The sequence below is a fragment of the Nocardia sp. NPDC004604 genome (genome assembly GCF_040609795.1).
Lineage (GTDB): Bacteria > Actinomycetota > Actinomycetes > Mycobacteriales > Mycobacteriaceae > Nocardia.
On record NZ_JBEXLC010000117.1, the window covers coordinates 13,192 to 28,429 of the forward strand.

At 64.8% G+C, this 15,238-nt stretch carries 10 protein-coding genes and 3 pseudogenes; all 13 read left to right on the forward strand.

Annotated features, from left to right (window positions below; all coding sequences use genetic code 11):
- The first annotated feature begins 56 nt into the window (after nt 1-56).
- Nucleotides 57-2,870: an AAA family ATPase gene (locus tag ABZW16_RS32220; RefSeq protein WP_354959864.1), complete on the forward strand. Its 2,814-nt coding sequence runs from the start codon at nt 57-59 to the stop codon at nt 2,868-2,870.
- A 686-nt stretch (nt 2,871-3,556) separates the two neighbouring features.
- A complete protein-coding gene (locus tag ABZW16_RS32225; protein ID WP_354959865.1) occupies nt 3,557-3,754 on the forward strand; it encodes a hypothetical protein in 198 nt (65 codons plus the stop codon).
- A complete protein-coding gene (locus ABZW16_RS32230) occupies nt 3,745-4,401 on the forward strand; it encodes a hypothetical protein (RefSeq protein WP_354959866.1) in 657 nt (218 codons plus the stop codon). Before ABZW16_RS32225 ends, ABZW16_RS32230 begins: the two co-directional genes overlap by 10 nt.
- A 69-nt stretch (nt 4,402-4,470) precedes the next feature.
- Nucleotides 4,471-6,015: a hypothetical protein gene (locus ABZW16_RS32235; RefSeq protein WP_354959867.1), complete on the forward strand. Its 1,545-nt coding sequence runs from the start codon at nt 4,471-4,473 to the stop codon at nt 6,013-6,015.
- Nucleotides 6,016-6,754: 739 nt separating this feature from the next.
- Nucleotides 6,755-7,018 (forward strand): Smr/MutS family protein, encoded by a 264-nt coding sequence (locus tag ABZW16_RS32240; RefSeq protein ID WP_354959873.1) that lies wholly within the window; start codon nt 6,755-6,757, stop codon nt 7,016-7,018.
- A 774-nt stretch (nt 7,019-7,792) separates the two neighbouring features.
- Nucleotides 7,793-8,173: pseudogene (locus tag ABZW16_RS32245) on the forward strand (DDE-type integrase/transposase/recombinase); the annotation flags it as partial.
- A gap of 247 nt (nt 8,174-8,420) precedes the next feature.
- Nucleotides 8,421-8,927, forward strand: coding sequence for a DUF6301 family protein (locus tag ABZW16_RS32250; protein ID WP_354959868.1), 507 nt, complete (start codon nt 8,421-8,423; stop codon nt 8,925-8,927).
- Nucleotides 8,928-9,629: 702 nt separating this feature from the next.
- Nucleotides 9,630-9,996 (forward strand): annotated as a pseudogene (locus tag ABZW16_RS32255) (hypothetical protein); the annotation flags it as partial.
- A 543-nt stretch (nt 9,997-10,539) separates the two neighbouring features.
- On the forward strand, nt 10,540-10,755 hold the full coding sequence (locus ABZW16_RS32260) for a hypothetical protein (protein WP_354959869.1): 216 nt from the start codon (nt 10,540-10,542) through the stop codon (nt 10,753-10,755).
- Nucleotides 10,756-11,121: 366 nt separating this feature from the next.
- Nucleotides 11,122-11,568: a YbaB/EbfC family nucleoid-associated protein gene (locus tag ABZW16_RS32265; protein WP_354959870.1), complete on the forward strand. Its 447-nt coding sequence runs from the start codon at nt 11,122-11,124 to the stop codon at nt 11,566-11,568.
- Nucleotides 11,569-11,617: 49 nt separating this feature from the next.
- Nucleotides 11,618-11,962, forward strand: coding sequence for a hypothetical protein (locus tag ABZW16_RS32270; RefSeq protein ID WP_354959871.1), 345 nt, complete (start codon nt 11,618-11,620; stop codon nt 11,960-11,962).
- 30 nt (nt 11,963-11,992) lie between these two features.
- Complete coding sequence (locus tag ABZW16_RS32275) at nt 11,993-12,397, forward strand: YbaB/EbfC family nucleoid-associated protein (RefSeq protein ID WP_354959872.1); 405 nt, start codon at nt 11,993-11,995, stop codon at nt 12,395-12,397.
- 35 nt (nt 12,398-12,432) lie between these two features.
- Nucleotides 12,433-15,238: pseudogene (locus tag ABZW16_RS32280) on the forward strand (hypothetical protein); the annotation flags it as partial.

The window sequence follows — 15,238 nt, forward strand, 5'->3', positions numbered from 1 at the left end:
GTCGGGTTCCGATCAGCTCGGGATCGGCGGCGGGGTTCGGGTTCGATTCTTCGCAGGTGATCGGACGAGATGAGGAGCTCGGGCGAATCTCGGCGGTGGCGGAACCGGCCATCGCCGGCCGCGGCGGCATCGTGATGCTCAAAGGCGAGCCGGGCATCGGCAAGACGGCAATGCTCACGGTGATCTCCCGCGCCCTTGCCGAGCGAGGGATGCGGGTATGCCACGACAGCGCACGGGAATTGGAGCAGGCCGTCGGGTTCGCGGCGATCGGTGCGTGTCTGGGATTGGAGCGGCCGTCGTCCGAGCCGATGCTGGAGCGGGCCAGAACGATATTGTTCGGCCAAATCGGCTCCGCGATGCCGCAATCCGGTCACGACTATGCCGTCGTCGAGACACTACTATCGCTGATCGACACCTGGTGCAGCACCGGACCGGTCGCTGTGATCCTCGACGACGCGCAGTGGGCGGATCCGGCGAGCCTGATGGCACTGCAGCGACTCGGCGAGATGGCGTTCGATCTGCCGCTGTTCGTCATGGTGGCCACGCGGCAATGGTCGGCCGGTCACCCGTTGGCGGCTTTCTGGCCGCGGCTCGAGGCCAAAGGGGCGGTCACGGTGCGCCTCGGCGCCTTGAGCGAGGCTGCCGTCTCGACATTGATGGAGCGGACACTGGGTGCTCGCGCCGATCCATCGCTGATGGCAACGGTTGCCCGCGCTGACGGCAACCCGTTGTGTGTCCAGGTGCTGGTGTCCGGATTGCTCGAGGACGGTGCGATCGCTGTCGTCGACGGAGTGGCGGAACCGAGCAGACAGATGTCAGCGGCGCGGCTGCCGAAATCAGTGACCGACGAGATTCGGCGCAGACTGGACTCGCTACTGGTGGGCGACCGGCATCTGTTGTCGATGGCCGCGGCGCTGGGAGCCAGCGTGGAGGTGGTGGAGTTGTCCTCGATCCTGGGCGAGTCGGTGATCACGATCTGGAGTGCGATAGCCGCGGCCATCGAGGTGGGGCTGCTCATCCGGGATGATGAGCGCATCGCCTTCCGACACGATGTGTTCCAGCAGGCAATTGCCGATCGGCTGCCGGTCTCGTCCCAGGACTCGTTGCGTCGGCGCGCGGCGATCACCCTGATGTCGATGGACGCTCCGGTCGAACGGGTCGCCGCGTATCTGTCGGCGGGACCAGGCCCGATCGAACCGCAAGGGATCGTCTGGCTGGCTGAATCGGTCGATGCCCTGCTGGTGCGTGCGCCGGAGACGGCGATCGGATTGCTGGAACGCGTGGTGAATACCGGCGGAATCGACACGTCCACATCGCAGCGACTCGAACTGGGTTATGTGCGGGCGCTGTTGCGCAGCGGCCGCCTGGTGGATGCCGAGTCCTTTGCCCGTCAAGTGTTAGCGCAGGATCGCGCGGAGGCCGATGAACCCACCGCCGTACATCTGGGTCTGTTGCGATGGCTGTTGGCACAGGCATGTTTCGCCCAAGGACGGATGGACGCCACGGCGGCGGTAGCCGAGGCCACATTGGCTCGGCCGGGCATGACGCCCGAGGCGAAGGGGCGGTACCACGGGTTCTTGGCGCTGACGTATCTGTCCGGCGAACGGTACGACGACGTGGAGCAGTTCGGGCAGTTGGCAGTCTCGGTCGGAGACTCGTACGACGACCTGATCGCGACCGGCATGGGCTGCACCGCGCTGAGTGGATTGCGTTATGCGAAGGGCTATCTGGACGACGCCCTCGTCTTCAGCGATCGGGTCCTGGCCGCAGCGGCGAGGCAGGGCGGCGGCGCGGCGGATCAATTCGACGTCCACTTGATCCGCGGCAATATCTTGATCGAGCTGGATCGGCTCGACGAAGCCGAGGACACATTTTCGGCGGCGGCCCGCAACCGCGAGCTGGTACCGCACATGAGGCCGGCACACCAGTTTTCGCGGGCACGCACCCGATTCGTGGCCGGCGAATGGGATGACGCCATCGCCGAAATGGCGACGTTGCAGGACCTCTCGGACAGCTACGGTTACGCCGCGCCGATGCAGAATCTGCGTGCGCTGATCGCATTGCGTCGCGGCTCGGCCGTGCCCGACTTCGCTGTGCATGACGACTCCGATCGGCGTTTCGGCAACCGGACGTATCTCCATCTGGGCGCCTGGGTGCGGGCCGTGACGAGTGAGCGGCAAGGCAGACCGGACGAGGCCCTGCAGATCCTGGCCGAAGCCGTCCGTCAATATGCCGACACATTGTGTTCGGCAACCCTTTACTACATCTATCCCGACCTCGCCCGGCTGGCCGCGATGGGCCGCGACCCGCTGATCGCCGAGCAGGTGGCGGTTGCCTCCGAGGAACTCGCGCGCAGACAGCCGACCGCGAGTCGGCGTGCCACGGCCGCGTTGTGTCGAGGATTGCTAGCAGGCCGATCCGATCTACTCGGCGCGGCCGTTGAAGCGTTCCAGGCGGCCGGGCGGCCGTGGTACGCGGCTCAGGCCCTGGAAAGCCTTGCGGCGCAGCTTGTCCACGACGGACAGGGGAGTGAGGCCACCCGCACGCTGGACCGGGCGCTGGGGTTGTATGCGGATCTGGGCTGCGAATGGGACATCGCCCGAGCCGAGGCGCGATTGCGCGGGCTGGGCCTTCGGCGCGGTCGCGGTGGCCGACGTAATCGGCCCAAGCACGGCATGGCGGCGCTGACCGTCACCGAACGGAAGGTGGCCGAGTTGGTGGCACAGGGCTGTTCGAACTCCGATATCGCCGAATCCATGTTCCTGTCTCGACGCACCGTGGAAACCCATGTGTCGAGTATTCTCGCCAAGCTCGGGCTGAATTCCCGTGTGAACGTGGCCATTGCAGTCAATGCTGCTTCACGTAGCTGACCGCCAGCTGAACGCGCGACTGCAGATCGAGTTGCCCGGGATGCTGGAGACGTGGGTGGCCACCGTGCGTCGGGATAGAAACAACTTCGGGCAGCCGGGCTTACGGCCGTCAGCGCCAGTGGGTGCGTGCCCTGGAGGCGGAATCCCGCGGCCGCGGCGACGACGCCGTGGACGTCCTGATCGACACGACTCGGCGCATGAGCGTGGGACTTGCCGCCCCGCATGTCCCACGCTCCTGGTACAGATCGCGACGATCGGCTCGGGTATGGAATCGTCGACCCTGTCACGGCACTGACAGCCCAGATCCCTGACCAGGCGCCGGTCGACGGTTCGAGCATCGCCCGCGCGGTCGCGCCCCGCACCCAGCGGCCCCGGTCGACCCTTAGCCGCGTCGGATCGCAGTGATTGTAACGATCGTCTGTGCAGTTGCTTTCGCGGTCGGCTGGGCTCTGGCGGTCCCGTTGCGCGGTCGTCGCGGTCGACGATTCACCGACCGGTGTCGACTAAGGAATCGCGCCACACCCTCTCGGCTTCTCGCCAGTGGGGAGATTTGTCGACGTGCGCAGTTGACCGACCAACAATGTGGGTCTTGTGACGGGCACTAGCGGTGAGGCGGAACAGGCTTGGCGACAGAGGGTTTCGTGCGGCTGCAGAGGATCGTGCCGCCACGTCCGCCTGGTGGGGAGGTGGTGCTCAACGCACCGCCTGAGCTGACGCGCACGCTGCCTGGTGGCCTGCTCGGCAAATTGATGCCGGTGGTCATGGTCGTCGCGATGGTCGGCATGGTGGCGATGATGATCACCACGGGCGGGCGATCCGTGTTGAGTAACCCGTTGTCACTGACGTTCCCGATGATGCTGATGTCGATGTCGGTATGTTCGTGAACGGGGGCGCGGGCGGCAGGAAGTCCGCCGAGTCGAACGAGGAACGCAAGGACTACTTCCGGTATCTGGACCAGTTGCGCAAAAGTCCGCAGGACCGGCGCGGCGCAACGGGAGCCATTGGAGTGGAGTCATCCAGAACCTGCGACAAGCGATCACTGGTGGGGACACGGCCGGTGTGGGAGCGCAGGCCGACCGACCCGGATTTCGGGCATGCCCACATCGGCGTCGGAAGTCGTTGCATCGCTACCGAACTCGCTCGCCCGGAGACCGGTCCACTGGAGGTCGCCAGGTACCTGACGAAACGCCTTCCCGGAATAGGTATCACACCCCAGCAGCTGTGTGAGCGCAGCTGGTGGACCGACCATGAGGTCTACATCGTCGTCGACGACTACGACATGGTCGCGTCGAACAATCCGCTGCTCGATCTGCTTCCGCAGGCTAGCGACATCGGTCTGCACGTTATCATCGCCCGCCGTGCGGGTGGGGCGAGCCGGGCACTCTATGACCCGGTCCTCTGTCCACTCGCGGATCTGTCGGTCGACGCTCTGCTGATGAGCGCATCAACGGACGAAGGCGTGTTGGTGGGCAGGGGCAAAGTCGACGAAGCTCCCGCCCGGACGCGGCACGTTGGTCTCGCGCAGCCGTGAGAACGAGATGAATTCAGGTCAGCTACCTTCCGTCACTGTGACGGCGGACGGTTCTATTCAGGAGCCACGATGCAGGACAGCCCCGAAAGCGAACTGGACGACAAGCCGGATGTCGGTTTCACCCTCGGCTCTGGCAGCGCCTCCAAAGACGGAGCTAGTGCCGAGCCGCCACACTCACCTGCGCTCGACGCGCCGGATGAGCTGGGGGAGACAGCGGGTTCGCTTGAACAGCAGGCCGAGGAATTGGCCTACGACATCGGTAGGCAACTCGCGGCGGCCGCACCTCGGGGTTGGACGCGATTGGACGCGGTGTTCTCCGTGACGGTCACGGACACGTTCCAGCGAGTGTTCTACACGGTCGCCGATGGGACTGTTGTCGAGGCTGTGCCAAGTGAGTTGCTGGTGATATCGGCGCGGGCCCAGCGGGAGTTGGTGGCCGAATTCGAGGGGGAGCCGTGGTGGCGGATGATCGTCGGTCTTAGTTCGGATGGTGAGATCACGGTCGACTACGACTATGGCGACGAGCCGTTCCCGGACGGGCAGCTGTTGTCGCAACAGGCGTATCTCAATGACCTCCAGGTGTTCCCACGCGAACGGGTGCCGCTGTGGCTGGCCGCCTATATCGCCAATGACGGTCGGCAGACCCGGACTGCCGAGCGGGCGGCGTTTCAGGCGGAGTTGGACCGTGTCGCTGGTGTGCGGGCGACGCTCACCGAGAACGAGTTTCCGCCGTTGGGTGTCTTGTGGGCGCGGTGGGCGATGTTGGCGGCGGTGTTCGTGGCGACCGGGTCGCCGCGAGGTCCGCGAATTCTCCCGTCGTTGGGGTGGTTCGAGGGGGCGGCGCGCGGTGGTAGCACGTTGTTTCTGGTGCCGGGTGGCCGCGCGGTGTTGTCGGGCGGTTTGTGGAACGCACCCGAGCTGGAGGCGGCGTACAACGGCGCCGGGGAGATGCCCGAGCTGTATCGCGGTGCGCCCCACTGGGTCGCCAACCAGGTGCTCAATCCCCGTGCCTCGCAAGGCACGTTGTCGTTCTGCTATTGGTGGGACGGAACCGGCTGGTACCGAGGCGATTCGCCGTCCCCGTCGGAGTTCGCGTCTGCTGTTCCAGGCATCTGGACGGTCGAGACCGTGGTCAACTTGGTGGCTGCCCGTTTCGGCGACGAGGCCGATCGACGCGTCCGCGCCGCGGCAGGTGCGCTGTTGTCGGCGGCGGAGCGGGCCGAGGTGCGCCGCGAGCATCTGGTGGATCTGCTCGTCGAGGACTCCGAATTCGACCTCGACGGTGCCTATTACCAGTTCTGCCTCGCCGGGCTCACTGCGCCCGAGATAGCCGCGATCACTGCGGACAATGCCAAACACCTTGTGCGCCAATACTTCACAGAAGCGGGGCTGGACGCTTCGGATTATCCGCTCGACGACCTTGTCGCCGAGCGGCTCGACGTCGGCTGGATGGTGTGTGCGCCTACCCACCCCGGTGAGATCGTGCTCGGCCGCGCGCTGTTCTACGTCGCGGACGACGGCATCGTCGAACGATCTTCCTCGTCGCAGCCACCGCAGGACTACGCCGCCGAATTCGCCGAGAGATACCGCGCCCGTCTGGCCAGAGCAATCTAGAGTGTGGCGCGCAAATCCTTGTGGGTGGCGTCATCAGCGTGGACGACAGGGTCTCGGTCGATCCCCTTCAAGTGTGGCCACATCGCCGACCACGGCGCGTGCGGGTGCAGACGAAAGCAACGCGTGCTGTTCGTCGTTGTGGATGTCCAGGCCGTTGTCGAGCCGGCCGGTCGGTGCGGCCACGGCACATGAGCGATCGACCGTAGCGCGAGGCGGGTCGACGGTGAGAACGTGTGCAGATCCGGCCGGGGGCCAGTACCAGTAGGAGTTGTGGCCGCTGTGTGCGCAAGCCGTAGCCCGCGATCGCAGGCGGGCGTTCAGCGCGCGCGGCCGAAAGCGATCTCGGCCGCGTCGTGGTACTCGTAGTACTCCGGGCTGACGATCCGCAATTTCACACTGCGCTGCAGTGCCGACAGATGCACCCACGCCGTCGTAGCCCGTATCGTTCGGCTGCGGTTCGGTCCGGGCGAGGACGACGGGACCCGCGGCCGGGTCACGATCCTCCGAACGATGGCCCGCCTTCTGACCACTACAACGACGTCTGGACGCTGGACTGGCATCGCCACCTATGAGCATGCACGCCCTTATCGACGAACTCGGGCTATAGCCGCCGGCCAAGGCCCCCTCCCAACGTTGGGATCACCCGGATCTGCCATCCGAGATGGCACTATGACCGAGAAGGATGTAACGATGAGATCGTGTGGCTTGCTCAGGATTTCAGGAGTTGAATGTGGCCGAAATGCTGACAGTTGATCTTCACCCTGTTTTCCGGAGTGATCGCGACATCGACAATGCGGTGCGCAGCGCGATCTTCCGTGCGGTTGCGCAGAAGGTCGGCTTGTTGGAGATAATTCCAGGCAAAGGCTCCGGAACCCTGAAGCGCCGGGTTCTCGCGAAGCTCGCCCAGCCAAGTTTGAAAAGTTCTACCGGCGCGTCGAGGCAGATCCGGGAAACGAGGGCCGGGTTCTCGTTCATTTCTGACCGGAGCGTCCCAACGCCCTGACAGGTGAGCTGGCCACGTTGGCTGCCGCCGAAACCGATCCCGCATACCAGGGTTCTTGACGTCCTTCTCATTCGCGATGGGGCTTGCGGAAGAAGAGGAGTGAGTGGGTTGTCCATCCCGGTTCGTTCACTTTCGGTTGTGATCAGCCGAACCGGATCAACTATCGCGTCATCAGCGCCCATGCCCGGGACTCGGGCTCTCCGAAGCCACCATGCAGGGGGCGACTGGGATACGGTTCGCCCCTGCGGATATGGACCCCGACAAGCGGTCCATCACGTTGCCGCTGCTCGCGCGACTGCACTCGCTGCTCGGGCTCGGAGCTTTGTGGTCACTCCTGGACCGCCACCACTACCCGGTATATCCACGTCCACGCCACCTACGTCGAAGACGCCTGGGTGAGCGGGCAGCGCCGGGTCGCCGACCGATGGAAAGGACTCGCGGTGGCGCGGGGTAGGTAGGTTGCTGCCCTGGCAGCTGATGATGATGTGGTCCGGCCGACGGATGTGCGGTTGGTGCAGTTCACGACGCCGGTGTTCGTGTGGGCCCAGGCCATGAGCGACGGAATGGACACCGAGATACCGAGGGGGATCGTCGTTGTCGATCCGACTCGCGACCGGGGGGCTTCGAGCCTGGGACGAGGTTTCGGACAGATTGGTGTCTGTACGACTGGGCTCGGTTCCGTACCGGTTGAGCGCGGACTCACTCCGGCGGCAGTCGCCCCGACGCAGCCCGGGGCCGGTGCATCGCGAGGAATCGGTAACCGAACTCCGAGTCGAGCACCACACCGGTGAGGGCAAGCTCTACATTTGCGCGGTCAAGGACGTCTACTCCAACCGGATCGTGGGCTATCCACTGACTCGAGAATGAAGTGGCGCTGGCAGCGCATGCGCTCAACAATGCGGTGGCCCGCCGCGGCGACGTGGCCGGCTGCGTTCCGCACACCGACCGATTGAATCCGGCCAATTCAGCAGCCGAAAGTTCGTGCACGCCTCGACTCGTCACGGCATGGCCGGATCGATGGGCCGCGTCGGCGCGGCCGGTGACAACGCGGCCATGGAAAGCCTCATCGACGTATCGGCCGGTGAACTGACCTCCGTTGTCGCTCAATACCTCCGACGGGACACCATAGCGGCACGTCGCCGTGATCCGACGCGCACCGCACCGCGGATGCTCGCGCCGCAAATGGCAGATCAACGCCTCGACCTGCGCGCTGACCTTCGTCGGGCTCGAATGTGGCCGCCGCGGCCGAACCGAGAGCTATTCGCGATGGTACGACGATGTGTGTGAGCATCCGCGTGTTTACCCAATCTCTCGACGCGGCCCGTGGTGCTCCTGCGCTACTACTTCCCGAAGCTGGGGAATAGGCATGCTGAGAGGATGCGGCGGATGTACCGTGACGCTTGTGAGCGAGCTGAGCTATTCGGCGGCGGATATCGAGACGGCGTTGAGCGTGGTGTCGGCCGCGCGCGAGATCGAATGGACCTGGCACTTGGAGGATGCCGATCGGGTGTGCGCGCGACTGGGTTGGCAGTTGCGCGCGACCGAGCGGTACGGTCTGCTCGCCGCAACCGGCGCGGCGGTGAACGCACCGGAGGCGCGATTCACTTTCTTTGGGGGCGGCATCGGGATCGTGACGGTCAACGTGACGGATATGCTCGACAAGGACGTGTCGAATCGGGTTACGGTGGTGGACAACTGGTTTCAATCGTTGACTGGGCCGTTGACCACCGAACTGGGCGTGCCGGAACGGGAGAAGCCCGCACCTTTGGCGGCAGCGCTATGGGCACCGACGCCCAGCATGTGGGTGCATCTGTCGGCGTTGGACCGCAGTGTCAAGCTGCGGATCGCCAGCCCGGAATATCAGGAATATCAGGACGCGGCCGAAATCGCCTTCGGCCGCTCGCGCTGAACGGGGGCTGTGATGAGTAAGGCCCAATCCTGTCGACCAGACAGGAAATCTGTGGGCCGGGCTCGCGGAAGCGGCGGGTAACGCGAAGACGCGATTCAAAACCCGAGTTGGCGGCGGCCATCGCGGCGAAAATCTTCAACGCGCTCGAAGAGGTCGCGAATACGGACAAGCGATCCAGTGCCGGGGCGTTCAATTGGCACCAGGGGTCATTCGGCATGCTGCACTATAAGGGCGGCCGCAAGTCAGGCGACTATCAAGGAGGCGGGCCGAGCCCGGGCGACACGGAAGATCTGCACCACCTAGCCTCCGACACACTGAACGATGGTGCTCAGTCATGCGAAGGTGCTCAACAAGATCTTGGACACTTACCTCGAGATTGGCAAGATGTATCCTCCGCCGACAAGGACTCGGCATCGATCTTCGATGATGCCTCGAAACGCCAAGCGGCGCTGATGCATCCGGCGGCTGAGCCATCTCCTGCTGATGTCGCCACCTCGATACAAACGCGCCGACTCAGCTTCCCAACCAGGCGCCGGTCGACGGTGCGAGCGTCGCCCCCGCAATCGCGCCCCCGCACACTGCGGCCCCGGTTGACCTTCGGACGCGCCGGATCGCGGTGATCGTGGCGATCGCCGTGCCGTTCCGCAGTCGCCGCAATCGACGAGGCAGCCCGCTTGGCAAGTTGATGCCGGTAGTGATGGTCAGTTTTCCGAGTTGTTGTCGCAGAAGCCGGATTTCGCGGAGCTGTTCGTAATGATCGGACGGTTCGGCCGCTCCTTGTGGATGCATTTGCTCGCGTCGCAGCGGAGGGAAGAGTGTCAGCAGTCAAGTAATTCCCCAGGTGAGGGGTAGTTCCGTCAGGCAATTCCCCCACGACAAGAGAACCGGATACGTGGCCTGGACTCTGTCGCACCGGGTTGACCTGCGGACCTTCTCGGCCAACGAGTCCCGACAGGTACTCGGTATCACAGACCCATACCACCTGCCGAGCGTGCCCGGTTCGGTCTTCCTCGAGAACGACGCGGTCGATCTGGTGCGGTTCAACACCACCTACGTCTCGGGACCGTATCCGCAAGCCCGCGACATCAGTCTGCATGTGATTCGTCGCACGACGCGCAGGCGGGGCGAGCCGAGCGCTCTACGACCAGTTCTTGGTCCGCTCGAGTATTTATCGGTCGATGCGGTGCTTATGAGCGCACCAAAGGACGAAGGCGTGTTGCTGGGTAGGGGCAAAGTCGACGAAACTTCCGCCCGGCCGCGGCACCGTGGTCTCGCGCAACCGTTGATTGATCCGCATGTAGAAGGGAAAGTGTCTGCTGAGGCCCATGATCAATTCTGGAAACGGTGTTCGCTGGCGCTGATCGGCACCATTTGAGCCCACGGCGCTCATGTACCCCGTCATGCGCTCGCAGAACCGCCTCGCTAGATATGCGACGGCACGTGTAGCGCGGCGATCCGACTGTGGCTGTTTGAAAGGTCTACGATCCGGTGGTTTCGCGGATAGCCTCTGTCGTTGATGCTCGGGAAGAGGGTTCATGGCCCGGAAGGACCGAAGGCAGTTGTATGCCGTGGTACGGATCGACGCTCCTGACAGCGGTGGCGTGGAGCCAGAATGCTCGCCGATCCCGGCATTTTCGTGACGGTCAAGGCCGTCTACGACACGGTGGAACGGGCGGAGATGGCGGTGGCGAGGTTGAACGGGCTGCCCGTCGCGGGGCCTGGTCGGCCGATCTACTTTTGGCAGATGACCCGTCATGTCCAAGACGGCCCGGATCCGGGCGGCCTGGCCGGACCGAGCGCGAGAAGGCCGGGTACGGGCATCCGCTGATACCCGTACCTCGGGGGTTGGTCCGGGCGAGGGTGGGTGACCCGGCCGGTAGTGCACGCTCTGCTGCTCGTTGGCCTCGGGGTAGCTGAAGGGTTGCCGCAATCAGGTGGCCGCCCACGAGGATTTCGCCGGGTTGCCGTTGGCGATCGGTCGGAGCGGCGGATCAGTTCCAATACTGGCGGGGAAGCACAAATGCCGTATCTCGTCCAGGAAATGGCCTTGCGGTGCACGGAATTCCCGTGGTTGGGAAGATTTGGTGACCTGCGGAATGAGGTGTGGGACTGTTCGGAACAGTCGTTGTCAGGAGGTGGAAATGGCTGTACAACTCGTGTCGAATCCACGCTGGCCATGTGTGCAGTCGCAGCCATGGTGGAGGCGTCGGCCGTGATGTTCGAGAGTGCGGCTGCGCGTGCCGGGCTGGATGAGTTGATGGACGCGGTCCGCGCAGGCATGCAGGTGATCGCCGAGGCGCAGGAAAAGCGCGCCAAGCTCACGGCAGTGGCCTCGGAAGCAGGCAGTCGGGTGACGGTGACGGTGAATGCGGACGGCATAGTCGTCGAGACGCAGTTCGCCAGTGACATAGACGAACTCGGCTACAACGAGATCGCGGTGGCAGTAACCAAGGCGGCGCAGCGAGCCGCCGCCGACGTCCGGGCGCAGTCGGACAGCCTCATGGCTGCCGCGAGCCAGGGATTCGGCGGTATTCCAGAGTCCGATGACATGGCTGCGGATCTACCCGATTTCGTGAAACTCATCCCGATCGTGCCGGAAGCCTCGCCTACGTCGCCGGCTTCCGACGACGAAGCGTGGTGACCGCGCTGGTTGCTTGAAGTGGTGCTCACAGAGTTTGGAGAAGGTTGAGATGGCTCGGAAGATCGAACTTGATGCCGTACAGGCGAGACGCGCCGCGCGGGCGATGAACGACGCCGGGGACGACCTCGGCGAGGTGCTGCACATGTTGAAGGAAGGCTTCGACCACTACATGAACCCGTCGTGCGCGGGCACCGGCGAGATCGCGGACGGCTTCGACAAGAACTGCGGGCAGTTGATGGACAATCTGGTGAAAACGCTCGAGGCACACCATACGTCGATCGTCGGCCAGAACGGTCTCGCGGCCGCTTTCGTAGGGTCGACCGCGGCGCTTGGGAAGGCGGACCAGGCATCAGCGGATGCGTTCAAGGCTGCCTCCGACACGCTCGAGGCCTAGCTCCCGGTGTACGAGGAAGCCGCCCGACGGTTGGACGAGCAGATCGAAGCGTCGCGTGATGCTCTGCGGGAGATGTGCGAGGCGTGGAACAAGCGAGCTGAGTTGGTGGCCAGCGCCTCAGAGAAAGGCGGGCGGGTTAGCGTCACGGTCGATGCACTTGGGACGATTGTCGAGACACGATTTTCCCACGATGTCGGTGAGCTGACCTATGGCGAAATCGCCTCTGCGATAACCCGAGCGACGCAGCGTGCGGCGGCGGAAGTCAAGCAGCGGTCGGACGCTCTGCTTGCGGCCGCGACCAACGGACAGGCCGGTGGCCCCATGATCGATGAATTGTCCGGTGTATTGCCGGATTTCATGAGCCTGCTCCCGTCTCAGCCAGACGTCTCGCTGGCCCCGCCCTCGTCCTCGACGGCGGGCGACGAGGAGTGGTGACCGGGTTGGCGGGGATGGTGGTGAGGGGGTGATGTGTGGCCATCGATGATTCGGGGTGGTGGGCGTGGGCTGTGCAGGTGCTGAACCTCGGCCAAATGAGGCCCAATGGCGATTTCGACAAGATGGGCGAGTTCGCGGATCTGTGGGAACAGGCGCGGCAGTTGCTTGTTGGCTACACCCCAGGCATCACCGACGCTCTGCAGAAGGCCGACGCGCACTATCAGGGGGCCGGGGAGGACTCGTTTCACAAACAGGTCGCGTTTGTACTGACCGACAGCCAGTCCAGCCTCGCCAAGCTGGCGGACAGCATGCCGAAGGTCTCGGACACGATACGTACCACCAGGTCGAGTGAGTGGTTCACGGCACGTTTCATGGATGTGATGGCCGGGCAGCTGGCGTATCAAGTCGCCGCGCTCGCATGGACGGCGTGGGGCAATGCGGCGATTCCCTTGCGGGTGGCGATCACGAAGAGGCTGATCGCGTTGGCGCGCCGCGAGTGCATTGACGTTGTGGAGGGGCGCACGAGTGCGGCGTTGGCGGAAGCGAGTTTGGAGCAGATAGCGTCGAAGGTTTTCGGGGATATGGCTGCCGGCGATATGAGCCGGGTCGGAGCGGGCGACATAGCCGATATAGTGGCGAAAGACCTTGCGCGGGTGGGGTTTCCGGATGTGGGCGCGGACATTGCCGGTGATCTCGGGACGAAAGCGGCTGCGGACACCGCCGGACACGCTGCTGGCGACGCGGCGGCCCGGGCCGGTGGCGATGCTGCGGCTCGAGCGGGAGCAGACGCGGCTGGGGATGCGGCCGGGGGTGCGGCGGCTCACGCAGGCGCAGATGCGGCTGGGGATGCTGTACGGGGCGGCGCACGGCATGGCATTGAGGACGCGGCGGCCCAGAGTGCGGCGGATGCGGCGGAGAAGCAGCCGTGGACGGCGGTCGCGCGGCACGCCGTGTCCGATGGCGCGTGGATGGCAGCCAAGCAAGGGATGTGGGGCGGGGCTTTAACGGGGGGACTCCAGCTGGCGAACCCGTACGGCGACCTCGACGGGGAGGCCATCCTGGCGGCGGGTGGTGGCTGGATGGGCGGTGCCCTCGGTGGGCATGTGCTTGGTGCCGTGGCCGGAGAGGCGTTGAAGAATCGAGCCGCGTTCTGGCGCATCGGTGGTGGCATGGCGGCGGCCGCGTTGGGGAACGTGCCCGGTATGACGGTGGGGGACATAGCGAGTCGAGCGTTGTGGCAGTCGGGGAAGGCGTTGAACGGCGACGCGGACTGGTCGAATGTGACGGCGGGGGTGAATACGGGGCAGTTCCTGCCGCAGGCGTTGATGATCGGTGTTATCCATGGCCTCGGTGAGGGCTCGCAGATGCTGGCCATCCACACGAACGCAGTGGCCAAGGATTGGCCTCAGGTCCAGGAGTTGTTCGGCAATCTCGCCGCCCGAAACATGCCGACCTCCGAAGCGGAGACTGCAGCGCAGCGGGATGTGCGGCAAGACTTCCAGCATCGGCTGGCCGAAAGATACGCGACGGCGCTGGACCAGTACAGCGATGGGAAGCCGGTCGAGCTCAAGGGCTTGAACAGGCTGCGGAAAGAGCTCGACGACAGACTGAATGAAACCTCCGACCGCCGGACCGGTGCGGTGCTGTCCAAGTCTGGGTCTACTGCGGAACCCGCGACGGCCGCCGGGCAGGCGAATCAAAACTCGAACACAAATGGCACCCGGGCCGGCGCGGGCAACGGTTCGACTGCCGGAACGGGCGGCGCCTCCGCGAATGGTTCGGCTCCGCCCGCGGGAGCGAACCGGTCGGCCGGTGCCGGGAACGGTGCCACAGCTAGTCCGGTCGTAGCCGGTCACACGGGTTCGACCGCCCAGCACACCGACTCGGTGCCGACAGGGCACGCCGATGATACGCGCACTGGCGCGAATCAGAAAGCGGCACACCACAATGCGCCAGGGTTCGGCAGCGGCGATTCGGGTGGGCAGGGCCATTCCGGGGAGACGTCGCAGACTGCCGCACCAGGTGGTGCCGAGAAGAAGGGGCTGAACTGGCGGGATTGGGGTGCGACGCAGCAGGAGGCCGGCGAGAAGCTGGTGGCGGCGTACCTCGCGAAGGTGCCGGGCCACACAGTCGACTGGGGTTCACTGTCGGACCGGCTTTTTCCGGCCGATGGCGGCCGTATGGACACAATGTCGTCCGGCCAACTGGCCGATCTGATCCACAACGGCACCCCGGAGCAGCGCTGGTTCGCGATCACGGAGGCGATCCGGCGGGAGGGGCTCGACCACGGTAAGACGCAGATTCTGCGTGGGCATCAGCATGTCGGTGGTTTGGCCGTCGCCGACCAGATCGTCAACATGGAGACCGCCCAAGGCAAGACCTTCACCGTCGGTGCGGCGGCTGCGGAGCTGGCGGTGCGACACGGCGTCGTCCAGGTGTGGACCAGCAGCGACTACTTGGCGTCGCGCGACTACCAGTTCCAGAAACGCACCTGGCAAGACCAGGGTTTCGACGTGGTGGAGTACGACCCGGACCAACCCGCGCCGGTGAACCGCGACGGTGTGCCCATGATCGTGGTGACCACCCCGGACAAGGTGGCGTTCGGGTGGGCGCGCGCGAAGCTCGAAGGCGAGGTGCCCAATACCTGTCCCGGTGATGTGGTGGTGATCGACGAGATCGAGAAGCTGCTCGCCGACGGAGGGCAATGGTGCATCAAGGACATCAACGGCCAAGACCCCACCGAAGAAGAAGCCAAGCCGATCCAGGACGCCTGGAAATTCTTCGAAGGCAACCTGCGAACCGAGAAGAACCCGACCGGGACCCTGACCGAGGTCGATTTCG